This window comes from Myxococcus stipitatus DSM 14675 (assembly GCF_000331735.1).
In the GTDB taxonomy this organism is placed as follows: Bacteria; Myxococcota; Myxococcia; order Myxococcales; family Myxococcaceae; genus Myxococcus; species Myxococcus stipitatus.
Map to the genome: position 1 here is coordinate 560,683 of NC_020126.1, position 22,347 is coordinate 583,029.

Sequence of the window (22,347 nt, forward strand, 5' to 3'; positions counted from 1 at the left end):
CGTTGTGATGAAGCGACGCGGCTTGCCTCGGACTTCGTGCTGCCCTTGCGGTGGCGGAGTCCGCGAGGCCGCCGCGTTACGACGAAGCGACGCGGCTTGCCTCGGACTTCGTGCCGCCCACGCGGGGACGCAGTCATCGAGGCCACTGCCTCGCGACGAAGCTACGCCGCCTGCCCTGGGCTTCGCGCTGACCACGCGGAGACGAAGTCCGCGAGTCCGCCGAGCTGCCGGTCGTTCAGCGTGCACTGCCACCGAGCCTGGCGCACCTCGCGGTACGCCCCCGTGGCCTCCCAGCCTCGCGCCACCATCACCGCCAGGCCCATCAACGGGCCGCGCCCCACGCCGTGCTCGCAGTGGGCGTAGAGGTGCCCACCCTTCGCCAGGCGAGGCAGCGCCCACTCGACGCCCTGCATGAGCTGCTCGACCGTCGGTGGATATCGGTCCGTCACCGGGAGGTTCAACAGCTCGATGCCCAGCGCGGCCAGGGCCTTCGCGTCGTCCACGCGCTCGGCGCGCAAATCAATCACGTGGGTGATGCCCCGGGCCTTCAGCTCCGCGTAGCGCGACGGAGGCACCGCGCCGCCCACGTGCAGCCAGTCATTCACGCGCGACACGTTGAGGCCGCGCCCCGGCAGCTTCGTGGTCCACTCCACGCAGCGCGCCACCGAGCGCAGCACCTGCTTGCGCACCCAGCCGCGCACCCCCGGGACATGGTGAACGTCCCGCAACAGCGAGACGTTCACGGCTCTCCCTCGAGCGTCACTTCCATCAGCCCCGCCACGGGCGTCTTCCCCTCGCGCTCCAGCACGGCCCGGTGCAGGTACGTCACCGGAGAGCCCACCACGGGCTTCACCAGCCCACCCAGCACCCCCAGGCCCTCCACGGGCGCGCTGCGCTGGAGCAGCGACGTGGAGCGCAGCACCATGGCCTTCGCTCCATCCCCACCGAAGACATCCACCGTCCAGGCGCTCTTCTCCTTCGCGCCCTGCCGGCTGAGGGTGAAGGACTCCATGAGGTGGGGCGTATTGCCCTCCGCCCACGAGTACACGGGGCCGAACTCACCGTCCTGCCCCTCGCGCGCCAGCAGCACCAGCCGGTCCTCGCCACGCAGCGCGCGGAAGCGCACCCACCTGCGGGCCAGCTTCGCCGGAGCGATGGTGGAGCGCGTGTGGTCCGCGTAGCCGCCGCCGGCCTGCGCCACCGACGCGCTCTTGGGCGGCTGCACCGTGGCCTTCAGCGGGCTGAACGCCAGCGTCACCTCGTGACGGTAGCGCGCGGTGCCCACCTCCACCTCCGAGCCCTCCGGCGACTGGGGCGCCACCTGCGCGGCGTACTCCAACTCCACGCGGCCGCCCTCGAGCACCGCCTCCACCCGCGTCACCCCGCCCGCCGAGCGCGCCGAGCACGTCCCGACGCGCAGCGTGCTCGTGGCCGTCTCGTAGCCCCACTCCTTCGAGCCCACCTTCTTCTGGGGCGTCCACGGCCGCTGTCCGGGCCGCAGCACCGTCGCGCGGCAGATGCCCGTGCCCGTGCCAGGACCGATGTTCGTCACCGATAACTGCACCAACACGAAGGTGCCGTCCTCCAGGTCCCCGATGAAGGTGAAGCTCTCCCCGTAGTGGTCGCTCGGGGAGGTCGTGGGCTCCAGCGCCGCTCCCGCCGCCACGGTGGGCAGCGCGAGCGACAGGAGGAGGCCCAGGACCTGGAGCCGCGCCTCACGCCGCATGGGGGCGCTGCTCCAGCAGCGTGTCGTTGTTCGGCGTCGTGTCGTTGAACACGTAGTCGCGCTGGAGCGGCAGGTTCCAGGCGAAGTACACCACCCCGCGCACCAGCCACCATCCCAACGTGTAGGCCAGTTGCGGATGCAACGTGAGCAGCGCCACGCCGCCCGCGTTCAGGAGCGCGCTGGTGCCGCTCACCACCGCGTAGCGCACCATCTGCCGTCCCACCGCGGCGGTGCTGCGGAAGGTGAGCACCCGGTTGATGGAGTAGTTCACCACCGCGCCGAGCAGCGCGCCCAGCACCGTGGCCCATGCGGGCAGGAGGTTCATCCACTCCACCAGCGCGAGCACCAGCGCGAAGTCCACCGCCGTGGCGATGGCACCCGCCGCCGCGTTGAGGCCGACAATCGCCTTCTCCGAGCGCGCCTCCTGCCGCTTGGGCGCCAGCGCCTTCACGAGATTCCGGAAGCGGGAGATGGCCGTGAGGTTGCTCATGATGGCCACGAAGACCAGGCCCACCACCGCCAGCCAGTGCATGGGGTGCTTCTCCTCGGGCCAGAAGACGGCCTCGAGGATGGGGGAGAGCGCCGTGCCCACGCCCAGGAAGAGCACCCGCTCCAGCCGCTGCATGGCGCCGTCGCGGACGCTGACGCCCAGGCCCTCGCCCTTCGCGCGGACATACGGCACCAGCGACGAGCCCAGCAGCGCGCCCAGCGCGGGCAGGAGCACCCACGTGTCCCGGTAGTACCAGGCCAGGCCCATCAACATCGCCGAGTCCACGTACCGGTCCAGCACCGAGTCCAGCGCCGCGCCTGCGGGGTTGGCTTCCTTGCGCGTGCGGGCGATGCGGCCGTCCATGACGTCCAGGATGCCCGCGGCGAGGAACAACCAGCCGCCCAGCGCGAAGCGCCCCGCGGCCACCGCCACACCGGAGGAGATGCCCAGCAGGCCCGACAACATGGACAGCGCGTTGGCCGGCAGCCCCGAGCGCAGAATCAGCGCCCACAAGGGCTGGATGACCCAGAAGAAGTAGTGCCGGAGGAAGAAGCCCACCAGCACCGTGCTGCCGCGCTTGAGGGTCTCCTCGTCGCGCGGCACGCCCTTGAAGGCACAGCGGATACAGAAGATGAGCAGCCCGCCCAGGAAGTAGGCACAGGCGAGGATGGCCGGGGCCAGCGCGGTCCAGATGCGGGCCGACGGAGACAGGTTTCCGGTCAGCCAGGCGACCAGGTTCTCAAGCACGGGTGTCCCCTCCAGGAGTCAGCGGTATGGACACAGCAGGCAGCGGTGCGCTCCTGCGAGCCCTCGCGAAGGCGAGCTCCACCGCCAGGTAGGCGGCAAGCGCGGCCATCAGGCCCGCGAGCACGTCCAGGATGTAGTGGTGCGTCAGGTAGACGGCGGAAAAGGCCACGAGCAGCGCGAACGTCCCGGTGACGACGCGCCAGGCGGTGCCGTTGCGCCACACGAAGAGCATCACCATGAAGGGGTAGGCCGCGTGCAGCGACGGCATGGCCCCGAAGACGTTGGGATTGCGTGAGTAGAAGCCCGCGAAGTAGCTGATGCCCAACAGTGCATCGAAGCGCGCGGTGCCCGCGGGACTGGGCAGCGCGGCCAGGTTCGCCGGGCCCGGGCCGTACTGGAGGATGTACCAGGGCGGCGCGGCCGGATAGAGCATGTAGACGACGACGCCCAGCGCGTTCACCGCGAGGAAGGCCCAGCACAGGCGTTGGAAGCGGTCGTCCTTCTTCACGAAGAAGAAGATGGCCACGACAAAGACTTCGTAAAGGTAGGCGGCATAGGCAAAGCCGCACAGCAGGTCCAACGCGGGGTGCGAGCGCGTGCTCCACCATTCGGGCCAGTTGACACCCCCGGGGGCCGGGAACCAGAGGCGCTCGCGCGCCCAGAGGTCTCCGGTGTGGATTTCGCCCCGGAGCGACAGCCAGAGCCCTTGGCTGTCCAGCAGCATACCGGTCAGCCACAAGGGGAAGCCGCCGAGCAGGAAGCGCCGCGTGCGGGGGCCCGCCCAGGCCACCCCCACGAGCAGCGCGTCCGCCACGACGTGCTCCCACCGCAGCCGACCGGTGGCCAGCACCAGCATCAAGTGGCCCGCCCCCATGAAGGTGACGAACCACGTGAAGGCCGGCGTGTTATCGCGCGAGCGGGAGGTCATCCCCGTAGTAGTCGAGTCCGAGGTGGGTGATGGGCTCCTCGCCCGCCACGACGCGCAACGTGTTCTTCAGCTTGGTGAGCTGGATGAACAGGTCATGCTCCACGGGGAGGCCCGGCATCGCCATGGGGCTCTTGAAGTAGAAGGACATCCACTCCTGGATGCCTCGCCACTCCAGCCGCTTGGCCAGGTCCAGGAACAGCGCGATGTCCAGCACCAGCGGCGCGGCCAGGATGGAGTCGCGGCAGAGGAAGTTGACCTTGATCTGCATCGGGTAGCCCAGCCACCCGGTGATGTCGATGTTGTCCCAACCCTCCTTCGCGTCGCCGCGGGGCGGGTAGTAGTGGATGGACACCTTGTGGGAGTACTTGCTGTACAGCTCGGGGTAGACGTCCGGCTGCAGGATGGTGTCCAGCACGCTCGACTTGGTGACTTCCTTGGCCTTGAAGGCCGCGGGGTCGTCCAGCACTTCACCGTCCCGGTTGCCCAGGATGTTGGTGGAGAACCAGCCGTCCAGACCCAGCATGCGGGCCTTCAGGGCGGGGGCGATGACCGTCTTCATCATCGTCTGGCCGCTCTTCAGGTCGCGACCGGCGACGGGCACGCCCTCCAGCTTCGCCAGCTCCTGCAGCGCCGGCGTGTCCACGCTGGCGTTGGGGGTGGCGTTGGCGAAGGGCACGCCCTCCTTCAGGGCCGCGTAGGTGTAGAGCGCGGTGGGGTTGATGTCCGTGCTGTTCTCGTCCAGCGCCTTCTCGAAGGCGGCCAGCGTCTTGAACGCCTCCGGCAAGGGACGGAAGGTCTCCACGCTGCTGCACACGACCATCACCGCGCGCTTGGCGTTGAGCTCCTTCTTGAAGTCGCGGATGTCCTGGCGCAGCGCCTCGATGCTCTCGCGGTGCGTCTTGGTGGCCTTGGTGTGGTTGGCCTCGATGCGGCGGACGAACTCCGCGTCGTGCACGCCCGGCTTGGGCTTGATGCCCTGGAGGAAGGGCTTCACCGCCTCCAGGTGCTTGTCGTGGAGCACGCCGGAGCGCACCGCGACCTGGTACGCGTCCTCGCTGATGATGTCCCAGGCGCCGAAGACGACGTCCGTCAGGTTCGCCAGGGGAACCAGCTCACCGAGCTTCACGGTGCGCCCCTCGGTGCGCTTGCCCAGCCGCGCCGTGCCCATCTGCGTCAGGGAGCCGATGGGGGCGCCCTTGCCCTGCCGCGCAAGCTCCACGCCCGCCATCAGCGTCGTGGACACCGCGCCGAGCCCCGGCACCAGCACCGCCAGCTTGCCCTCGGGCTTCGAGACCGACTTCTTGTTCTCCATCGTGGCTTCCTTACGAAGGACGGGGGACCCGCCCTGGGTTGAGGCTTCTTCAGGTCTCCCGCCGCGCACCGACTCACTTGCCGTGGGGTATGCGGAAAATCCTGAATGCGGATGGTTGATACTCTAAACCGTTGGTGACTTCAATGTGATGTGGGGGCGCCCGTTGGCGGCCCATCGGCGGGACTGATGGCTCTCCCCAGGCCCGCGTACAAGGCAGAGCGACAGCACCTGTCCGAGAGCCATCACGCCGCGAGCGAACTGAGACCCACCTGACCTTTCATAGGCACGAAGGGTGGGAGGGTTCCAGTTGACTCAGGTTGCGGAAAATGACGACGGCGGGAGGTCTGCCTCCAGGGGCGGGGGGATGTCCGGAACCGGGATGCCCATTGCGGGCCTCTATTGGTGCCTGCCGCTCCCTGGCGCAACCCTAAGTCACGAGAATGTGAGATTGGAGGCGCTCGAGTCGGGGCCGGAGGCGCCCAGGGTGGGGGTGTCCCAGTACTCCGCGCGCTGGACGCTCACGCGCAGCAGGGCGAGCTCTGGATCATCCAGGCCCTGGGGGAACCACGCCTCCAGGGCGGGGCTCCACATGTCGCGCATGCGCCGGGGGTCCTTCTCGAGCTGGCAGCGGCCGCTGACGGAGACGTAGCGCTCGCGGGCGGGGTCGGCGAAGGAGATGTTGACGTGGTGGTCCTCCTCCAGCTCCTCCACCTTGTGGGAGCGGACGCGGGTGAAGAACCAGAGGTCCCCGTCGAAGTCATGGTCCTGGGTCCACATGGGCCTGCTGTGCAGGCTTCCGTCGGCGTCCACGGTGGTCATCATCGCGACCTTGATGCCGTGGATGAGGGTGCTCAGGTGCTCGATGGCGTCGCGGGTGGCTTGCTCGGGTGTCTGGGGTCTCATGCCTCTCTCCTGGCCCCTTGAAACGTAGGCAGCATGGGGACGCACGAGCAGACAGGAGGCGTGGGATGGCGCCTGGGTGGGCGGGGGGTGTGGTAGGTGGCGGGGGCTCTCTCGGCTGGGGGGAGGAGAGGCGCGATGGCTCCGCGAGGTTGGGCTCCGGAGAAGGAAAGCGAGTGCGACGATGCTGAAGACCGCGTGGAATGAGTGGTGCCTGAAGGCGCTCCAGATTGAGACGGCCCTGCTGGTGCTGGAGGAGATCGAGCTGCCCGAGGAGATGCATGGGCAGCAGGACGCGGCGGAGGAGAAGCTCCTGGAGCTGGCGCGCACCTGGAAGGCCCGGCAGCCGGCGAAGGACGGGCGCCGGTGGGAGCGGCAGACGCAGCCGGGCGGCACGCCCAGCGACGCGGAGCTGCTGGAGATGGTGACCGACTTCCGCGCGGACTCGAAGACGTGGACGCTGCTGCGGGCCGTGAGCGACCAGCGCGAGGTGGTGGAGACGCTGGTGGCGGAGGGCCGGGCGTGCATGGCCGTGGAGGGCTCCTACTACCTGGGCCAGTGGGACGAGAAGGACGAGGTCCTGGAGGTCGGCCGCGACGATGACGCGGGCGAGCCCGGCACCGGCGTGGTGCTCTCCGCGACGGGCGAGGTCCAGTACACGCCGGACCCGGAGCTGTAACCGCACCAGGACTCGCGGGCCGGGGCACCCGGCCTTCCCGAGTGTCGAGAAGGGCGGGTGACACGAATTCGTGGGGCCGGTGTTCCCTTACGCGAAGGGGGTGCTGCTGCCCCCGCGAAGCAACCTGGCCTCCGGTGCCCGCGCTCGCGTGGGCGGGAGGCTCCTCTCGACAACAACTCAGGAAGGTTCTGCGATGAAGCGCAAGGTCTCGGTGTGTGCGGGCGTCATGGTGGCGATGGTGGCGATGTCCGCTGGCGCCGAGGAGTCGAAGGGCGCCGAGCAGGCGTCCGTGCCCGCGGTGGGCACCGACGGGGGCGCCGCGGAGGCCGCGCCGGCGGTGGAAGGCCCTGGGGTGGAGCGGGCGATGGCGGCGCCGCCGTTGGTGGAGGCGGCGGTGGCGGGCAACACGAGCGCGGGGACGGCGGCGGATGCCCCCACGGCGGCGCGGGCCGAGGTGAAGGCGGAGGCCGACGAGGTCCACGTGCCCTTCAGCTTCACGGTGGTGCCGGGGCTGAGCACGTCGGGGTTCTCCCAGCGAAACCAGGTGCATGACGTGTCCATCGGCCTGGTGGCCACGCAGGCCAAACGCATCCGCGCGCTGGGCCTGTCGCTGGGCGCCAACTTCGTGGGCGAGGGCGGCTCCAGCGGCGTGCTGGCCACCACGGGCATCAACGTGTCGCGGGGCCCGGTGAATGGCTCGCTCTTCGCGGTGGGCGCCAACATCGTGACGAAGGACTCCGAGGGCCTGCTGGCCTCGGTGGGCGCCAACATCGTGCGTGGCGACGTGACGGGCGTGCTGGCCACGGTGGGCGCCAACGTGGTGACGGGCACGGTGGACGGCTCGCAGTTGAGCGTGGGCGCCAACCTGGCGACGGGCAAGGTGCTGGGCGCGCAGCTGAGCGTGGGCGGCAACCTGGCGGGTGAGTCGCTCAACGGCCTGCAGATGGCGGTGGGCGGCAACGTGGCGAGGGGCGTCTCGCGCGGCGTGCAGATGTCGGCGGGCGTCAACGTGGCCCCGGACCTGACGGGTCTCCAGATGTCGTCCGGCGTCAGCTACGCGGGCAAGCTGTCCGGCGCGCAGGTGTCCATCATCAACGTGGGTGGCTCGGTGGAGGGCGCGCAGGTGGGCCTGGTCAACGTGGCCAGCCGCATCGACGGCGCGCAGGTGGGGCTCATCAACGTCGCGGGCGAGACGCAGGGCGAGTCGGTGGGCCTGCTGAGCTTCGTGGGCAACGGCATGGCGAACGTGCAGGTGTGGGCCAGCGACATCGCGCTGACGAACGTGAGCTTGAAGCTGGGCGGGCGGCACCTCTACACGGTGCTCAACGTGGGCCTGACGCCGCCGATGGGGGGGGACCGCCGCCGCTACACGACGGGCGTGGGCGTGGGTGGACACATCCCGCTGGGGCGCTTCTTCGTGGACATGGACCTGATGGGCTCCAGCGTGCACGCCAACCGCCTCTTCGACTTCGACGACGACACGAACCACGTGCTGGGGCAGTTGCGGCTGATGGCGGGCTGGCAGGTGGCGCGCCGCTTCGCGGTGTTCGGCGGCGTGAGCGCGAACACGCTGGTGACGTGGAATGGCAGCGACCCGTGGAAGGAGCTGGGCATCGGGCCGGAGTGGAAGGAGACCTCCGACAGCGGTCGCACCGTCGTGCGCACCTGGCCGGGCATCCTCGCGGGCATCCAGATTTGAGCCCGGGGCGGGCGCTTCCCTCCGCGTGAGGCGCCCCCCAAGTTCCCCTCGAGCGCCGCCTGTCGGTTGAGACGGCGCAAGGGAGCGACCCCATGGACGGCACCATGCGTGTGATGGTTCTCCACGCACCCGGGCAACCGCTTCGAGAGGAGCGGTGGCCCGTTCCTCGTCCGGGGCCGCAAGAGGTGCTGCTGCAAGTGCGGGCGTGCGCGGTGTGCCGCACGGACCTGCACCTGGTGGATGGAGAGCTGCCCCGGCCCAAGCTGCCCGTGGTGCCGGGCCATGAAGTGGTGGCCACCGTCGTCGAGGCGGGCGCCGAGGTGCTGGGGCTGGAGGTGGGCACCCGCGTGGGCGTGCCCTGGCTCGGGTGGACGTGCGGCCAGTGCCGCTACTGCGTCTCCGGTCGGGAGAACCTCTGCGACGATGCTCGCTTCACCGGTTACCAGGTGGATGGCGGTTACGCCGAGTACACCGTGGCGCACCACCGCTACTGCTTTCCGCTGCCGGCGAGCTACCCGGACTTCCACGCCGCGCCGTTGATGTGCGCGGGGCTCATCGGCTTTCGCAGCCTGCGCATGGCGGGAGACGGTGAGCGGCTGGGGATGTATGGCTTTGGCGCCGCCGCGCACGTGCTCATCCAGGTGGCGCGCTATCAAGGTCGGCGCGTGTTTGCCTTCACGCGGCCGGGGGACGAGGCGGGGCAGCACTTCGCGCGGGAGTCGGGCGCGGAGTGGGCGGGGGGCTCGGATGTCTTGCCGCCCGAGCCCTTGGACGCGGCCATCCTCTTCGCGCCCGTGGGGGCGCTGGTGCCCGCGGCGCTGCGGGCCGTGGACAAGGGCGGTGTCGTGGTGTGTGGCGGCATCCACATGAGCGATGTCCCGTCGTTCCCGTATGCGCTGCTCTGGGAGGAGCGCGGGGTGCGCTCGGTGGCGAACCTGACGCGGGCGGATGCGCTGGACTTCCTGGTGCTCGCGCCCTTGGTGCCCGTGCGCACCGAGGTGAGGGTGTTCCCGCTCTCCGCCGCGAACGAGGCGCTCGCCGCGCTGCGCGAGGGACAGGTGCGCGGCGCGGCCGTGCTGGACCCTCGCGCGTAGCTTCCGAGGTGAGCGGTGGCAAATCGCCCCGCAGGGACTGCGTGATGCGCCGTTTCGCCGCAAAGGCTGCGGAGGTGGGGGACGCGGGGGCTGACATTTCGAGGGGTTGGAGTTGGCCGACCGGATGCAATGGGAAGGCTCGCAACCCGACCCCACGCGGATGGGGCCAGACCCGAGGCCAACGATGAAGCGAGCGTTGCAGATCACCTACCGGGGCATGCCGACGAGCGAGGCGCTCAACGAGCACATTCGAGACCACGCGGCGAAGCTGGAGCACTTCTTCGATGGCATCGTGGGATGCCATGTCGTGGTGGACGAGCCGCACCGGCATCAGCACCACGGCCACCAGTTCCGCGTGCGCGTGGACCTGCACGTGCCGGGCAAGGACATCAGCGCGGGGCGCACCGCGGCGGAGCATGCCGCGCACGAGGACCCCTACCAGGCCGTGACGGAGGCGTTCGAGGCCGCGCGCCGGCAGCTCCAGCACTACACGCAGGCGCACCACGCGCAGTACCGGCACTGAGTGGAGGCTGTTGGGGATGGAAGGCCGTGAGGGAGTGCGTTAGACGGGGCGGCCCATGGTCGTGGCAGCACCTGCCTGGCGCACTCGCTCATGACGTCCTCCACTCCCGACGCTGCTTCGCACGGGCGGCTTCGCCTCTGGTTGGGGCACCTGTCGCTGCCCCTCGTCGTGCTGGCCTGGGGGCTGTTCGTCGTCGCCCCCACGTGGGTCCAGGCCGCGCGCGCCTGCTTTCCGAACTTCGACCTGGGCATCTACACCCAGGCCTTCGCGCGCCTCTCGTTCGCGGACCCCAATCCCTGGCTGAGCGGGCGGCAGATATTCCTCTTCAACGACCACTTCGACCCCATCCTGTGGCTGGCGCAGCCCCTGACGGAGGTCCTGCCCGCGATGTGGGCGGGGCTGGTGGCCGAGTCGCTCTTCGTGCTGCTGTCGCTGGTTCCGCTGCTCTGGCTCCACGCGCGCGGGCTCCTGAGCCGCGCGTCCACGGTGCTGGCGGCGGGGCTCCTGCTGCTGTCGGTGGGGGCCGTGGATGCGCTGCGGTTCCCCATCCATCCCACGACGTGGTCCGTGCTGCCGTGGGTGCTGGCGGGCGTGGCCTTCCACTTCCGCCGCAACGGGCTGCTGCTGGTGGCGATGGTGCTGCTGTTCTCCTGCAAGGAGGAGTTCGCCTTCGTGGGCATCATGCTCGCCGTGGCACTGTGGTTGCGCGGTGACAGGCGTCACGCGGTGGCGGCCCTGGTGCTGTCCGTCGCATGGGTCGCGTGGGTCTACGGGGTGCGGCCCCGGCTCTGGGGACACACGCAGGACCATGTCGAGCGGCTCGAGCGAGGGCTGGAGGAGGGCTGGCTTCAGTACCTCTGGCTCCGCGTGCATCCCTCGCAGCTCGCGCGCGTGGGCACCTTGTTGGTGGCCCTGGCGCCGCTCATCCTCTGGACGTGGCGCGAGCGCCTGAGGCCGGACTGGGCCTGGATGTTGGTGCTCCTGCCCTTGTTGGGCATCCGGTTCCTGGGCATGGCCTGGCGCTTCCACTACGTCGCGCCGCTGATGGCCGCGGCGCTGATGGGCTTCCTTCCCGTCCTGCGCGCCCGGAGGCCGCCGGCCTGGGTGCTGGTGAGCACCTTCGTGCTGCTCATCACCACCAACGAGAACAACCTGCGCGCGGGGTGGCGGACGCTGGTGACGCCGCTCGGGTTCCCGGCCCGCTGCCCGGACGACCCGGCGCGGATGGCCAGCATCGCCCGAGGCGTGGAGTGGCTCACGCGCGAGCGCCAGGGCCCCGCGCTCATGGGGGGCAACTTCGTGCCGCTGCTGGCGCACCGGGATGACATCTTCGCGATGGGAGGCCCCTATCCCGCCGACGGCCGCGTGTTCGAATGGGTGTTGGTGGAGAAGCCTCCTCGAGGGGAAATCTGGCTCCTCTCCGCCGAGCGCATCCAGGAACTCATCGCGCTCTGGCGACAGGACGCGAACACGCAAGTCCTCATCGACGACCCCCACGTGTTCATGGCGAAGGGGCGCTTCGCCGGATACCCGTGAGCGCCTGCGCGCAGCCGAGGGCCGCCAGGCGGACAGGCCCCCGAGTGCGCGCAGGCGTGTGTAGGTGCCCGCCCTCTAGCGCGGAGGTACTGGAGGGCCAGTCATTGGCGAACAGTCCTCCACATCCCCTCACGCTCCGGCGGGAGGGGCGTTATCCTCGGGCCCTGTCCCCGCCATGAATGCCCCGCGGCTCCAGGTGCTGCTGGTGGACGACGAGGCACCGGTCCTCGCCACCACCGCGGCCGTGCTCTCCGAGGACTTCGACGTCCAGACCGCTCGCGATGCGCATGCCGCGCGGGTGCTGCTGGCGCGGAGCCGCTTCGACGTGCTGTGCACGGACCTCCACATGCCCGGGCCCAGCGGCATCCTGCTCCTGCGCGAGGCCGTCACGCAGGACCCGCACCTGGCGGGGGTGCTGGTGACGGGCTGCCGCGAGTACCTCGACTGGCGTGACAGGTTGGATGCGCAGGGCCTCTTCTACCTGGTGCTCAAGCCGTACCAGCCCGCGGACCTCATCGCGATGATCCACCGCGCCGCGGCCTCCGCGCGACTCAAGCGCGAGATGAGCCGGCTCACGTCCGGGCTGGCCGAGCACAAGTGGGGTCCTCGATGAAGCGTCCCGCGTTCGCGCGGGGGATGTGGGGGGCGCTGGGAGTGCTGTGGCTCGCCGCCCTGGCCGTGGGCTTCTCGCTCCTGACCCGACATTCCCTCACCCCTGGCGACAGACAGGAGGCGCCGTCGCGATGGCCTCGAGAGGCGCATCCGCCTCGCGCCGAGGGGCGGCCCACGCTGGTGATGCTGGCGCACCCGCGCTGTCCCTGCACCCGCGCGAGCCTGGGGGAGCTGGCGGTGGTGATGGAGCACGCCCGGGGCCGGCTGGATGCGCGCGTGCTGTTCCTCCGTCCGGAAGGGACGTCCGGAGACTGGACACAAGGCCCCCTGTGGCGTGCCGCCGCCGGGATTCCGGGCGTCCGCGTGCTCGCGGATGAAGGTGGGACACAAGCCCATTTGTTCGGAGCCGTCACTTCTGGACACTCCTTGCTCTATGATGCGGAAGGTCGGCTGCGCTTCAGTGGTGGGCTCACCGCGGCGCGAGGACACCGAGGAGACAATCCGGGGCGGGACGCCGTGGAGGCGCTGCTCCGGGATGCGGGTGGGTCGGGCGGGACGTCAGAGCACGGGGTCTACGGTTGCGCACTGGAGGAACCGCCCGGGGTCCGGGCCACGAACACCCCATGAAGCTCTCGGAGGACGTCAGCGGCCCGACGGTGGCATTGAAGGAACGCGCCGTCCTCCTGTTCCGGGAGCACCTGGGCGCCGTGCGCCGCCGCACGGACCGCCTCTTCGCGGGGCTGATGCTGGCGCAGTGGGCCTTCGGCATCCTCGTGGCCCTCTTCGTCGCGCCCTATGGATGGGAAGGCAAGGACGGCGCGCCCCACGCGCATGTGTATGCCGCCCTCTTCCTGGGCGCGGCGCTCACCGTGTTTCCCATTGCGCTGGCGCGCTGGCGCCCCGGGGACGCGGCCACGCGGCACGGGGTGGCGCTGGCGCAGATGCTGTGGTCCTCGCTGCTCATCCACCTGACGGGTGGGCGCGTGGAGACACACTTCCACGTCTTCGTCTCGCTGGCCTTCCTCGCGCTGTACAGAGACCCGTGGGTGCTGCTGTCGGCGACGTGCGCCACCATCGCGGACCACATCATCCGAGGCTTCCTCTGGCCGGAGTCCGTGTACGGCGTCGTGGACCCGGGGTGGTGGCGCTTCCTGGAGCACGGCTTCTGGGTCGGCATCCTCGACATGGTGTTGCTGCACGCCGGACGCGGGATGCGGCGGGAGATGCGCGAGGTCGCGGTGCGGCGCGCGGAGCTGGAGTTGGCGCGCGAGCGTGAAGAGGAGAAGTCCGCCGCGCTGGACCGCGCGCTGCGCGAGCTGAGCGGCTTCCAGGAGCACCTCATCCGCGTGGAGAAGCTCGCCGCGGTGGGTCAGTTGGCCGCCAGCGTGGGTCATGAACTGCGCAATCCGTTGGCCGCCGTGCGCAACGCCCACGCCTACCTCTCCCGACGACTGAGTCGGGATGTGATTGGGGCGGCGGATGACCCACGGGTCCCCCAGTTCCTGGGGGTCATGGAGCGGGAACTGGGCGCGTGCGCCAAGATCATCTCCGACTTGTTGGACTTCGCGCGGGAGCGCCCCCCCGCGCTCCAGCCGTGTCCGTTGCGACCTCTGGTGGACGAGGCCATTGGCGTCGTGCCGCCGCGCGACGGAGTGCGCATCATCAACGAAGTCCCCGAGTCTCTCCCCGTGCCCAGTCTGGACAAGGAACAGTTCCGTCAGGTCCTGGTGAACCTGGTGCAGAACGCGGTAGAGGCGATGCCAACGGGAAGGACGGGACAGGTTTCAGTGCTGGCGGAAGGACAAGACGCGGGGCCCTGGGCCATTCGCGTGATAGATGACGGGGCGGGCATCCCACCGGACGTGCTGCCCAAGATTTTCGAACCGCTTTTCACAACCAAGACGCGTGGGACGGGCTTGGGACTGGCGATTGTGGCGAACATGGTGCAACGTCACGGAGGCACAATCTCTGTGCGAAGCGAAGCCGGCCGGGGTAGTGAATTCCATATTCACCTTCCGGCAACCGCGGCGGCGCAGGCCGCATGATGGAGGACGTGGCTTTGGGCCCCGCTCGCATCCTTTTGGTCGACGACGAGGAGGGGCTGCGCATCACGCTCGCGGCGAACCTGGAGTTGGAGGGCCACACCGTCCTGGAGGCCGCCAACGGCGAGGAAGCGCTGCGTCTGTTGGGAGAGCACCCGGTGGATGTGGTGCTCAGCGACATGCGCATGCCGGGCTTGCACGGGGTGGACTTGTTGCGCCGCATCAAGCAGGCGCGCCCGGACATGCCCGTCGTGTTGATGACGGCCTTCACGGCGGAGGAACTGGTGGAGGACGCGCTCGCCGAAGGCGCCTTCACGGTGTTGCCCAAGCCCTTCGACGTGGCACACGCGCTGGACACCATCCTGCGCGCGGCGCGAGCGCCGCAGGTGTTGGTGGTGGACGACACGGAGCCGGTGGCCCGCGCCATGGTGCGCGCGCTGAGCACGGTGGGCCTGCGTGCGCGCGCCGTGTACAGCGGCGAAGAGGCGTTGACCTGGCTGCGTTCCGGCGACTTCGACGTGTGTGTGCTGGACCTGGTGATGCCAGAAATGAGCGGTCCGGAGCTGGTGGCCAAGGTGAAGGCGGCGGATTTGTCGGTGGCCGTTATTGCCATGTCCGGCCACGTGGTGCCGGAGCTGCTGCGGAAGGTGGCGGCGCAAGGCGCGGTGGTGTGTATGACGAAGCCGGTGCCTTTGCGGGAGTTGGTGCAAGCCATTGCTCGAGTGCGCGGACAGCCTCGGGTGCAGGGGCCCGTCGGGCCTCCGGGTGTGAGGAATTGACGGATGGGCGTGCGTGCAGACCTCCAGGCGCGGGAACGGGCCGCGGTGGCGGATGTCGTGGCCTCCACGCTGCGGCATGACCTCCGCAACAAGCTGGCCAGTGTCCGCAATGCGTCGTTCTACCTGATGCGGAAGATGCAGAAGACCGACGCCTGGAGTTCCGATGCCCGGGTGGAGGCCTTCTTCCAGTTGATTGACCGGGAGCTGGCGGCGGCGGAGGAGGTGCTGACGCGCCGGGCTCCGGTGGCCAGCAGTGAGCGGCCGCTGTGCCATGCGGGCGAGGCGGCGGAGCGCGCGCTGTTGGAGGCGCGGGTGCCGGAGCACGTGAAGGTGGAGCGCGACTTCCGGGCGCGAGGCTCGGTGCCGCTGGACGTGGAGGACCTGGCGCTCTTGATGCGCTGTCTGGTGGACAACGCGGTGGAGTCCATGCCGCGCGGGGGTCTGCTCACGGTGCGGACCTGGGACGTTGATGAAGGGGAGGGAGGCGTCTCCCTCCGAGTCGAGGATGTGGGAGAGGGGCTGGCGCCAGAGGCCTATTCGCGCGCCTTCGAGCCCTTCTATTCAACACGACCCGGCCATGCGGGGCTGGGATTGAACATCGTGCAGCGGTTGGTGCTGCGCAATGGGGGGAAGGTGGCATTGGACGGAGGCCCTTCCGGGGGCACTCACGTCGAGATCCACTTCCCCAACCGCCCGGAGGCGGGGGGGCGGAAGCGGACCGCGGTGCAGGAAGAGATATGGGGGAGCAAGTGATGGAGACGAGCTGGACCTTCGGGCGATGCCTGCTGCTGGTGGAAGATGACCCGTCCAACCGGATGACGCTCGCGGCGCTGCTGGAGGAAGCGGGCTTCGCGGTCGTCACAGCGGGTTCGTATTCAGAAGCGGAGAAGTGGCTCAACCACCCCAGACCCATCGACGCGGTGCTGCTGGATCAGAGCCTGGGTGATGGCTTTGGAACGGGGTTGATTCCGTTGGTGCGTCACCACATGCCCGGGGCGAAGGTCGTGTTCGTCACCGGCGCGGACAGTGCCATCGACATGCCGGTGGATGCGGTCTTCCGGAAGGGAGACCACTTCGAGGCGTTGTTGGCGTTCCTGTTCAAGCTGTTGCCCCAGCGACCGCTGGGGATGTCGTCGTCGGCGCAGGGCCCTCGCAGGCCCTGAGCGTCTCAAGCCGGAGGGGAGGGGGCCGGCTCGGGGATGGTGATGCTGTGGGCCAGGACCACCCACCAGCGACCATCGCGACGCTGGCAGACATCCGCGAACTCGCTGATGTCGTTGATGATGGTGCCGTCGGCCATGCGGACCCGCGCGAGCTGAGTGCCTGTCAGGATTCCCGTCTCACCAAAAACGTGCGCTCGCACGTTCTGAGTCTCCAGCGAGAGGATGTCTGCCTCGAGCGTGGAGATGGCGGTGAGGAACGCGGCCCTGTCTGACTCCTCGGCGCCCGCGCCGCGCAAGACAAAGTCTTCCGCCATGAAGTTCTTCAGCGACTGCGTATCGCGCGCGTGGATGGCGCGGACAATCGCTTGCTCCAAGGACAGCAGGGCCTGGACGTCCTCGACACTCCGGGGATTGCGCATGGGCGTGAGTCTATGCGTTCGCTGCGGGGACGGGTTGGCTGGGGAACAGCGATAGGGGCGTACGGGGAACCCCCATGAAAGCCCGTGAGACAGCGGACATCCGGCCCGCCTGAGGACACGCGAGTGTCCGGGGCGGGACAGTCGGACTGGCACCAACAGAACCCATCCCTAGGTTGCTTGCCCTGGAGCGGGAACGGCCACGCGGTCGAGGGGAGGGTGGATGGGCGAGTTTCTGTCGGGAGGCGAAGAGGGGCTTCGCGCACGAGGGGAGGACACTCCCGCTCCGGAGGCAGGCGACGCGGCCTGCCTCGGTGTCCTGGAGGCGCTGGACGCGGACCTCGACGCGTACCTGGACCGGGAGCTGGTCGACGACGCGCCCGAGGAGGACTCGGAGGAGGACGACGCGGACGACCTGAGTGCGCTGCTGACGTTGGCGGAGGAGGAGATTCGCTGGCTCGCGCGGTCTCCGGAGACGGCGTTCGCGGAGGCGGAGCGCGCCGGGGCGCCGCTGCTGATTCCCGCGTGGATGCGGGAGAATCCTGCTGTTGCCGTGGCGGAGCCCGTGCGTCCGGCCTGGGCTCACGCGCAGGTGCCGAGTCCTCCCGCGTCGTCGCGGAGCCTCCCGTGGAGCCAGCGTGCCTCCGCGGCGCCCGCGCGGCCCAATCTCCAGGAGCGGCCCTGGGGCATCCCGATGTGGGAAGGCCCGCCGCGGACGCCGCACCGGGGCTTGGACATCGTGTCGGGCGTCCTGCTCGGCGTCGCGGTGGTGGGGGCGCTCGCGGCCGGGATGCTCGTGGTCGCGAGCGTGCGCCTCTGGGAGGTCGGCACCTTCCGACAGGTGGAGGTCGCGGAGCTGCGCGCGGAGGCACAGCGGCCCGCCCTCGCCGACACGCAGGTGCCCGTGGCGCCAGCAAGCCCCGTGGCGCCGCCGCGGCCGATGGAGGCGCGAGAGATTCCTCCGCCTGTCGTGGGAGCGATTCCCTCCGTGCCGTCGTCAACGCGGGTGGGTGATATCGCCAGCGCGATTCAAGCGCCGCCCGCGGAGGCCCCACCGGCGGCCGCCGCGTCACTCGCGACGATGGAGGCCACCGATGCGCTCGCCCGGCAGGACACCCTCGCCGTCACGTCTCGCGTGAGGCGCGCCGAGGAGGCCGCCGTCGAGCAGGAGGCTCCACGGTCGGCACAGGGAGAAGCCCAGGCTCCGGTCCAGGAGCTGACCTTCGAGGAGGAGGCCACCCCCGAGGACTCCACCCTGTCTTCGCGGGATGAGGCCGTCGTGGAAGAAGAGGCCGCCGAGTCGGAGCTCGACGAGGAGTTCGCTCGGGAGCTGGGCTTCACGGAGGAGGCCGCACCCGAGGCGTCGGAGCCCACCGCCGCTCGGACCGTGTACGTCCCTCCCGAGCTGGGAGAGAAGGAGCACCTCACGGCGGACGACATCCAGCAGGTGGTGGTGGCGAACCAGCCCGCGGTCGCCGAGTGCCTGCACCAGCACGCCGCGGAGTCCCTGTTGGAGAAGGGCGGCCACTTCGTGGTGAGCTGGTCCGTGCAACCCGGTGGCGAGACGACGGACGTGGCCATGGACACGCCCGCGTTGCGCGCCACGCCCGTCGCCAGCTGCATCGAGGGCGTGGTGCGCGGCTGGAAGTTCCCGATGCACGCGGTCCGCATGCCCGCGCCCATCCACTTCCCGTTCGTCTTCTAATCAGGCCTCGCCCGTCTCGTGGCCGAACATCTCACCGGGGTTGGGCGCGGCGGGGCCGTTGGGGGCGTTCTTGAGCAGCGGCTTCTGCCACCGGCCGGAGAAGTAGTAGGCCATGCTCACCGCCAGCGACACCGCGAAGCTCAGGGCCATGGCAATCCACACGCCCTTCACGTTGTCCATGCGGCGTGACAGCCAGTACGCCACGGGGACTCGCACCACCCAGAGGCTCACCAGCGAGAACACCGTCGTCATCATCGTGCGGCCCGCGCCGTTGATGACGCCGTTGCTGACGAAGATGAGCGCGAAGAGGACGTAGGTGCCGCCCACGATGTGCAGGTACTCGACGCCCGGCGCGAGCACGGCCGGGTCCGAGACGAACATGCTCAGCAGGGCCTCGGGGAACGTCACCGCCATCGCGGAGATGAGCAGGGTGATGCCCCCGCTGAAGATGCATCCCCACTTGAAGACCTCCTGCACGCGGTCATACCGGCCCGCGCCCAGGTTCTGTCCCGCGAGCGTGGAGACGGCCATGCCGAACGTCATCGCCGGCATGAACGCAATCTGGTCGATGCGCGAGGCCGCGCCGAAGGCCGCCGTGGCCACCTCGCCGAAGCCGTTCACGATGCCCGTCACGAACACCATGCCGATGGACACGAGCGACTGCTGCACCGCGGCCGGCACGCCGATGCGCAGCGTCTTCAGTGTGGTGGGCCACAAGTGGTCCAGCCGAGGCAGGCGAGGCGCGACGGGGGCCTGCTTCATGCGCAGGTAGGTCAACAGCGAGATGAGCGCCAGCACCTGCGCGACCACCGTGGCCCACGCCGTTCCGTTCAGCCCCAGCTTGGGCAGCCCCAGCCAGCCGAACATCAGCACGGGGTCCAACGCGATGGTGAACAGCACCGAGCCCGCCTGGAAATAGAGCGGCGTCTTCGAATCACCCACGCCCTGCAGCAGGCTGCGCGTGAGGAAGAGCCCGAAGCCCAGGGGCATCGACAGCAGGAAGACGCGCAGGTAGCTGACGGACTCCTCGAAAATCTCCGGCGGCGTGTCCATCAGCCGGAGGATGGACGGCGCCAGCCACTCGCCCAGCACGGTGAGCACCAGGCCCAGCGAGTAGATGAGCACCGTCGAGCTGTCGACGACCTTGCGCAGTTCGTCCATGCGCTTGGCGCCGTAGTTCTGCGACACCAGGATGCTGGTCGCCATCGTGAGGCCCATGCCGATGGAGAACAGGACGAAGATGACGGGGAAGCTCACCGTCACCGCCGCCAGCGCCTCGGTGCCCAGGAACTTCCCCACCCAGATGGCGTTGATGAAGCTGTACGCCGTCTGCAGGAAGCTCCCCACCAGCATGGGGATGGAGAAGGCGACCATGTGGCGCGGAATGCTGCCCGTGGTCAGGTCTCGGCCGAGCGGTGCCTTCATGAGCCGCGGCCCTCGTTCAGGGATGCCATTGAAAATTCCTCGATGCTGGCCCCACCCGTGTCTGGGCCATGAAAGGAATTCGCCAGGAGCCTGAATGGAAGCGCGGTTCCGGGTGAGGGTGACGTCGTCTTTCCGGGTGCGGGTGCCCCTCGGAACCCACGTCCAGCTTATGGAGCCAACCCGGGGCCGCAAGGACTTTGTCGACACCCGGAGGGCGAGCGGCCAGGCACTTCCTCCAGGTCGTGAACAGGAGCGGGGGTCGGCTTTATGCTCGTGGACGATGCGCACGCCCCTTCCGCCCGAGGCCGCTCCCGGCACGCAGCCGACGGAGCTGCACGTGTGTCACAACTGCCTGGTGAAGCTGGACGCGAGCCTGGGCGGCGTGGACCTGCCGCGCCGCATCCGAGAGTCCCTGGCCGCGCGGGGACTCGCGCCGACCTCGCGCGTGTTCTCTTCCGGATGCCTGGGCGAGTGCCCCGTCGGCAAGGTCACCGTGCTGGTGATTCCCGCCAGCGGCGTGGGCTGTCACGCCCGGCTCATCGACCCGGAGCAGGACGGCGAGGACCTCGCCGAGCACCTCGTGCGGCGGGCCGCGCGAGCTGAGCGGCCTTGAGCAGCGCCTCCACCATGGGCACGCAGTTGGCCTGTCCCTTCCCGGCGATGGCGTAGGCGGTGCCGTGGTCCGGCGACGTGCGCGGCACGGGCAGCCCCAGCGTCACGTTGACGGTGCGCTCGAAGTCCAGCGCCTTGGCGGGGATGAGTCCCTGGTCGTGATACATGGCCAGCACCGCGTCGTACTTCGCGCCCGCCTCGTCGGGCTTCGCGAAGAGGCCGTCCGCGGGGAAGGGCCCCTGGGCATCCACCTTCGCCGCGCGCGCCTTGCGGATGGCGGGGCCGATGACCTCCACCTCCTCGCGGCCCAGGAGGCCCCCTTCGCCCGCGTGAGGGTTCAGCCCCAGCACGGCGATGCGCGGCTTGCGTCCGACGACGGGCGTGAGCGCGCGTGAGAGCAGCTTGAGCTGCGCGGTGAGGCCGTCCACGGTGAGCCGCGAGGACAGCGCGGAGAGCGGGACGTGGTTGGTGGCCAGGGCGATGCGCAGGCGCGGCCCGTCCATCATCATCATCACCTCCACGCCGAAGGCCTCCGCCAGCACCTCCGTGTGGCCCATGAAGGGGATGCCCGCGCGCGAAATCTGCTCCTTGGAGACAGGCGCGGTGCACAGCGCGTCCACGTGCCCGGCGCGCATGGCGTCGATGGCGCGCGTGACGTAGGCGTACTGCGCGCGGCCTCCCTCGAGGGACGGGCGGCCGGGGACGCGCTCCTTCGCGGGGAGCTTCGTCACCTCCACCACGGTGGGGGACTCCACGCGGCCCAGGGCGCTGGACTCCACGCGGGCGTAGCGGCGGAAGAGGGGGAAGCGCTCCAGCGAGGGCCCATCCCCGAAGATGACGGGGATGAGCGCGCGGCGCACGGTGGGGCGCGCCAGGGCCGCGGCCGTCACCTCCGGCCCGATGCCCGACACGTCACCCAGGGAGATACCGACAAGGGGGAGGCTCATGAGGCTCACGCCCCGAGCATCCCCCTTGCGCGAGCCTCAGGCTACATCTTCACTTCGACGCTGGCCTTCTGCCGCAGCTCCTGCACGTACTGCTCGAGGAACTTCTCCGTCTTCTGCTCGATGAGCTTGCCCTCCAGCTTGGGGCGCATCTCCTCGTAGGGCGCGGCGGCCACGGAGCGGCGCTCCTCCACCTTCAGCACGTGCCAGCCGAAGTTGGTGCGCACCGGCTCGCTGACCTCGCCCTGCTTGAGGTTGAAGGCCACCTTCTCGAACGCGGCCACCATGACGCCGCGCTTGAACCAGCCCAGGTCTCCGCCGTCCGCGGCGCTGGGGCCCTCGCTGCGGGCGCGCGCCAGGGCGGAGAAGTCCATGCCCTCACGGCGCGCTTCCTGGGCAATGCCCTCCGCCTTCTTGCGGGCCGCGGCCACCTGCTCCTCGGTGGCCTTCGGGTCCACCGACACCAGGATGTGGCGCGCGTGGACCTCCGAGTCCTCGCCCTCCGCGCGGGCGTACTGGTTGTAGGCGGCCTTCAGGTCCTCCTCGGTGACCTTCACCTTGGGGCCCACCTTGGCGCGCAGGAGCTGGTCCCGGAGGATCTTCTTGCGCAGGATGTCGCGGTACTTCGCCAGCGTGAGGCCCTCGGCGGCGAGCGCTTGCTCGAACTGCGCCTGGTCCATGTTGTCGTTCTGCCGGCGCACGTCGTTGACCAGCTCGTCCACCTGGCCCTCGGTCGCGGTGATGCCCAGCTCCGCGATTTGGGCCTCCATCAGCTTCTCGCCGATGAGGGTGTCCAGCCCGGTCTTCATCAGCTGGGCGCGCAGCTCCGCGCGCTTGGCCGGGTCCCCCGCGTTGATGCGGGCCAGCTCCGGAGCCACCCGCTGCTGGACCTCCGACAGGGTGATGATGTCGCGGTTCACCACCGCGGCCACCTTGTCCACCATCTCCGCGCGCGCCGCCGGAGCGCTCCCCAGGAGCGCCGCGACCGCGACGAATGCCACCCGCTTCATCATTC

Annotated in this window: 23 protein-coding genes; 13 read left to right on the plus strand and 10 right to left on the minus strand. The window is 69.7% G+C overall.

Annotation, left to right across the window (positions count from 1 at the left end):
* Positions 1-161: 161 nt before the first annotated feature.
* The 6 genes from MYSTI_RS02305 to MYSTI_RS02330 all read right to left on the minus strand — a co-directional run bounded on the left by MYSTI_RS02305 (position 162) and on the right by MYSTI_RS02330 (position 6,106).
* Positions 162-743, minus strand: coding sequence for a protein-tyrosine phosphatase family protein (locus MYSTI_RS02305; protein ID WP_015346079.1), 582 nt, complete (start codon positions 741-743; stop codon positions 162-164).
* Entirely contained in the window at positions 740-1,726 is a 987-nt protein-coding gene (locus MYSTI_RS02310) for a hypothetical protein (RefSeq protein WP_015346080.1), read from the minus strand. Before MYSTI_RS02310 ends, MYSTI_RS02305 begins: the two co-directional genes overlap by 4 nt.
* On the minus strand, positions 1,716-2,963 hold the full coding sequence (locus MYSTI_RS02315; RefSeq protein ID WP_015346081.1) for a GtrA family protein: 1,248 nt from the start codon (positions 2,961-2,963) through the stop codon (positions 1,716-1,718). Before MYSTI_RS02315 ends, MYSTI_RS02310 begins: the two co-directional genes overlap by 11 nt.
* Entirely contained in the window at positions 2,956-3,891 is a 936-nt protein-coding gene (locus MYSTI_RS02320) for a phosphatase PAP2 family protein (RefSeq protein WP_015346082.1), read from the minus strand. The genes MYSTI_RS02315 and MYSTI_RS02320 overlap by 8 nt, the downstream gene beginning before the upstream one ends.
* Positions 3,869-5,203 carry an inositol-3-phosphate synthase gene (locus tag MYSTI_RS02325; protein WP_015346083.1) on the minus strand — a complete coding sequence of 445 codons (1,335 nt, stop codon included), beginning with the start codon at positions 5,201-5,203 and terminating at the stop codon, positions 3,869-3,871. The genes MYSTI_RS02320 and MYSTI_RS02325 overlap by 23 nt, the downstream gene beginning before the upstream one ends.
* Positions 5,204-5,635: 432 nt before the next feature.
* Positions 5,636-6,106, minus strand: coding sequence for a pyridoxamine 5'-phosphate oxidase family protein (locus tag MYSTI_RS02330; protein WP_015346084.1), 471 nt, complete (start codon positions 6,104-6,106; stop codon positions 5,636-5,638).
* 181 nt (positions 6,107-6,287) lie between these two features.
* On the opposite strand from MYSTI_RS02330, the gene MYSTI_RS02335 reads away from it, so the two are divergent.
* The 11 genes from MYSTI_RS02335 to MYSTI_RS02385 all read left to right on the plus strand — a co-directional run bounded on the left by MYSTI_RS02335 (position 6,288) and on the right by MYSTI_RS02385 (position 16,230).
* The gene (locus tag MYSTI_RS02335) at positions 6,288-6,782 is read left to right on the plus strand and encodes a hypothetical protein (RefSeq protein ID WP_015346085.1); all 495 of its coding nucleotides are present in this window, start codon (positions 6,288-6,290) and stop codon (positions 6,780-6,782) included.
* 193 nt (positions 6,783-6,975) lie between these two features.
* Entirely contained in the window at positions 6,976-8,481 is a 1,506-nt protein-coding gene (locus tag MYSTI_RS02340) for an LA_2272 family surface repeat-containing protein (RefSeq protein ID WP_015346086.1), read from the plus strand.
* Between the two features lie 92 nt (positions 8,482-8,573).
* Complete coding sequence (locus MYSTI_RS02345) at positions 8,574-9,575, plus strand: zinc-dependent alcohol dehydrogenase family protein (RefSeq protein ID WP_015346087.1); 1,002 nt, start codon at positions 8,574-8,576, stop codon at positions 9,573-9,575.
* A 184-nt stretch (positions 9,576-9,759) separates the two neighbouring features.
* Positions 9,760-10,098 (plus strand): HPF/RaiA family ribosome-associated protein, encoded by a 339-nt coding sequence (locus MYSTI_RS02350; RefSeq protein WP_015346088.1) that lies wholly within the window; start codon positions 9,760-9,762, stop codon positions 10,096-10,098.
* A gap of 90 nt (positions 10,099-10,188) precedes the next feature.
* Entirely contained in the window at positions 10,189-11,634 is a 1,446-nt protein-coding gene (locus MYSTI_RS02355; RefSeq protein WP_015346089.1) for a DUF2079 domain-containing protein, read from the plus strand.
* 175 nt (positions 11,635-11,809) lie between these two features.
* Positions 11,810-12,247: a response regulator gene (locus MYSTI_RS02360; RefSeq protein WP_015346090.1), complete on the plus strand. Its 438-nt coding sequence runs from the start codon at positions 11,810-11,812 to the stop codon at positions 12,245-12,247.
* A complete protein-coding gene (locus MYSTI_RS02365; protein ID WP_015346091.1) occupies positions 12,244-12,873 on the plus strand; it encodes a thioredoxin domain-containing protein in 630 nt (209 codons plus the stop codon). Before MYSTI_RS02360 ends, MYSTI_RS02365 begins: the two co-directional genes overlap by 4 nt.
* Positions 12,870-14,291, plus strand: a complete 1,422-nt coding sequence (locus tag MYSTI_RS02370; protein WP_015346092.1) for a sensor histidine kinase — start codon at positions 12,870-12,872, stop codon at positions 14,289-14,291. Before MYSTI_RS02365 ends, MYSTI_RS02370 begins: the two co-directional genes overlap by 4 nt.
* A complete protein-coding gene (locus MYSTI_RS02375) occupies positions 14,291-15,067 on the plus strand; it encodes a response regulator (protein ID WP_233278412.1) in 777 nt (258 codons plus the stop codon). The genes MYSTI_RS02370 and MYSTI_RS02375 overlap by 1 nt, the downstream gene beginning before the upstream one ends.
* A 3-nt stretch (positions 15,068-15,070) precedes the next feature.
* The gene (locus MYSTI_RS02380; protein ID WP_015346094.1) at positions 15,071-15,820 is read left to right on the plus strand and encodes an ATP-binding protein; all 750 of its coding nucleotides are present in this window, start codon (positions 15,071-15,073) and stop codon (positions 15,818-15,820) included.
* Entirely contained in the window at positions 15,820-16,230 is a 411-nt protein-coding gene (locus MYSTI_RS02385; RefSeq protein WP_015346095.1) for a response regulator, read from the plus strand. The genes MYSTI_RS02380 and MYSTI_RS02385 overlap by 1 nt, the downstream gene beginning before the upstream one ends.
* Before the next feature lie 5 nt (positions 16,231-16,235).
* On the opposite strand, the gene MYSTI_RS02390 is transcribed toward MYSTI_RS02385, so the two are convergent.
* Entirely contained in the window at positions 16,236-16,649 is a 414-nt protein-coding gene (locus MYSTI_RS02390; RefSeq protein ID WP_015346096.1) for a nuclear transport factor 2 family protein, read from the minus strand.
* Positions 16,650-16,869: 220 nt separating this feature from the next.
* Here MYSTI_RS02390 and MYSTI_RS02395 point away from each other — a divergent pair, with 220 nt between their 5' ends.
* Positions 16,870-18,351 carry an AgmX/PglI C-terminal domain-containing protein gene (locus MYSTI_RS02395; RefSeq protein ID WP_015346097.1) on the plus strand — a complete coding sequence of 494 codons (1,482 nt, stop codon included), beginning with the start codon at positions 16,870-16,872 and terminating at the stop codon, positions 18,349-18,351.
* Here MYSTI_RS02395 and MYSTI_RS02400 read toward each other — a convergent pair whose 3' ends face one another.
* A complete protein-coding gene (locus MYSTI_RS02400) occupies positions 18,352-19,776 on the minus strand; it encodes an MATE family efflux transporter (RefSeq protein ID WP_015346098.1) in 1,425 nt (474 codons plus the stop codon). It abuts the gene before it with no gap.
* Between the two features lie 280 nt (positions 19,777-20,056).
* Here MYSTI_RS02400 and MYSTI_RS02405 point away from each other — a divergent pair, with 280 nt between their 5' ends.
* The gene (locus MYSTI_RS02405) at positions 20,057-20,389 is read left to right on the plus strand and encodes a hypothetical protein (protein WP_015346099.1); all 333 of its coding nucleotides are present in this window, start codon (positions 20,057-20,059) and stop codon (positions 20,387-20,389) included.
* Here the strand turns inward: MYSTI_RS02405 and pdxA are convergent.
* A complete protein-coding gene (pdxA, locus tag MYSTI_RS02410) occupies positions 20,313-21,335 on the minus strand; it encodes a 4-hydroxythreonine-4-phosphate dehydrogenase PdxA (RefSeq protein ID WP_015346100.1) in 1,023 nt (340 codons plus the stop codon). The genes MYSTI_RS02405 and pdxA overlap by 77 nt on opposite strands.
* Positions 21,336-21,376: 41 nt before the next feature.
* Entirely contained in the window at positions 21,377-22,345 is a 969-nt protein-coding gene (locus tag MYSTI_RS02415; protein WP_015346101.1) for a peptidylprolyl isomerase, read from the minus strand.
* Between the last annotated feature and the right edge of the window lie 2 nt (positions 22,346-22,347).

Excerpts from the sequence above, each read along its gene's own strand:
- MYSTI_RS02310 (WP_015346080.1), bottom strand. The coding sequence starts at position 1,726 with ATGCGGCGTGAGGCGCGGCTCCAGGTCCTGGGCCTCCTCCTGTCGCTC.
- MYSTI_RS02320 (WP_015346082.1), bottom strand. The coding sequence starts at position 3,891 with ATGACCTCCCGCTCGCGCGATAACACGCCGGCCTTCACGTGGTTCGTC.
- MYSTI_RS02325 (WP_015346083.1), bottom strand. The coding sequence starts at position 5,203 with ATGGAGAACAAGAAGTCGGTCTCGAAGCCCGAGGGCAAGCTGGCGGTG.
- MYSTI_RS02330 (WP_015346084.1), bottom strand. The coding sequence starts at position 6,106 with ATGAGACCCCAGACACCCGAGCAAGCCACCCGCGACGCCATCGAGCAC.
- MYSTI_RS02335 (WP_015346085.1), top strand. The coding sequence starts at position 6,288 with ATGCTGAAGACCGCGTGGAATGAGTGGTGCCTGAAGGCGCTCCAGATT.
- MYSTI_RS02340 (WP_015346086.1), top strand. The coding sequence starts at position 6,976 with ATGAAGCGCAAGGTCTCGGTGTGTGCGGGCGTCATGGTGGCGATGGTG.
- MYSTI_RS02345 (WP_015346087.1), top strand. The coding sequence starts at position 8,574 with ATGGACGGCACCATGCGTGTGATGGTTCTCCACGCACCCGGGCAACCG.
- MYSTI_RS02350 (WP_015346088.1), top strand. The coding sequence starts at position 9,760 with ATGAAGCGAGCGTTGCAGATCACCTACCGGGGCATGCCGACGAGCGAG.
- MYSTI_RS02355 (WP_015346089.1), top strand. The coding sequence starts at position 10,189 with ATGACGTCCTCCACTCCCGACGCTGCTTCGCACGGGCGGCTTCGCCTC.
- MYSTI_RS02360 (WP_015346090.1), top strand. The coding sequence starts at position 11,810 with ATGAATGCCCCGCGGCTCCAGGTGCTGCTGGTGGACGACGAGGCACCG.
- MYSTI_RS02365 (WP_015346091.1), top strand. The coding sequence starts at position 12,244 with ATGAAGCGTCCCGCGTTCGCGCGGGGGATGTGGGGGGCGCTGGGAGTG.
- MYSTI_RS02370 (WP_015346092.1), top strand. The coding sequence starts at position 12,870 with ATGAAGCTCTCGGAGGACGTCAGCGGCCCGACGGTGGCATTGAAGGAA.
- MYSTI_RS02375 (WP_233278412.1), top strand. The coding sequence starts at position 14,291 with ATGGAGGACGTGGCTTTGGGCCCCGCTCGCATCCTTTTGGTCGACGAC.
- MYSTI_RS02380 (WP_015346094.1), top strand. The coding sequence starts at position 15,071 with ATGGGCGTGCGTGCAGACCTCCAGGCGCGGGAACGGGCCGCGGTGGCG.
- MYSTI_RS02385 (WP_015346095.1), top strand. The coding sequence starts at position 15,820 with ATGGAGACGAGCTGGACCTTCGGGCGATGCCTGCTGCTGGTGGAAGAT.
- MYSTI_RS02390 (WP_015346096.1), bottom strand. The coding sequence starts at position 16,649 with ATGCGCAATCCCCGGAGTGTCGAGGACGTCCAGGCCCTGCTGTCCTTG.
- MYSTI_RS02395 (WP_015346097.1), top strand. The coding sequence starts at position 16,870 with ATGGGCGAGTTTCTGTCGGGAGGCGAAGAGGGGCTTCGCGCACGAGGG.
- MYSTI_RS02400 (WP_015346098.1), bottom strand. The coding sequence starts at position 19,776 with ATGAAGGCACCGCTCGGCCGAGACCTGACCACGGGCAGCATTCCGCGC.
- MYSTI_RS02405 (WP_015346099.1), top strand. The coding sequence starts at position 20,057 with ATGCGCACGCCCCTTCCGCCCGAGGCCGCTCCCGGCACGCAGCCGACG.
- pdxA (WP_015346100.1), bottom strand. The coding sequence starts at position 21,335 with ATGAGCCTCCCCCTTGTCGGTATCTCCCTGGGTGACGTGTCGGGCATC.
- MYSTI_RS02415 (WP_015346101.1), bottom strand. The coding sequence starts at position 22,345 with ATGATGAAGCGGGTGGCATTCGTCGCGGTCGCGGCGCTCCTGGGGAGC.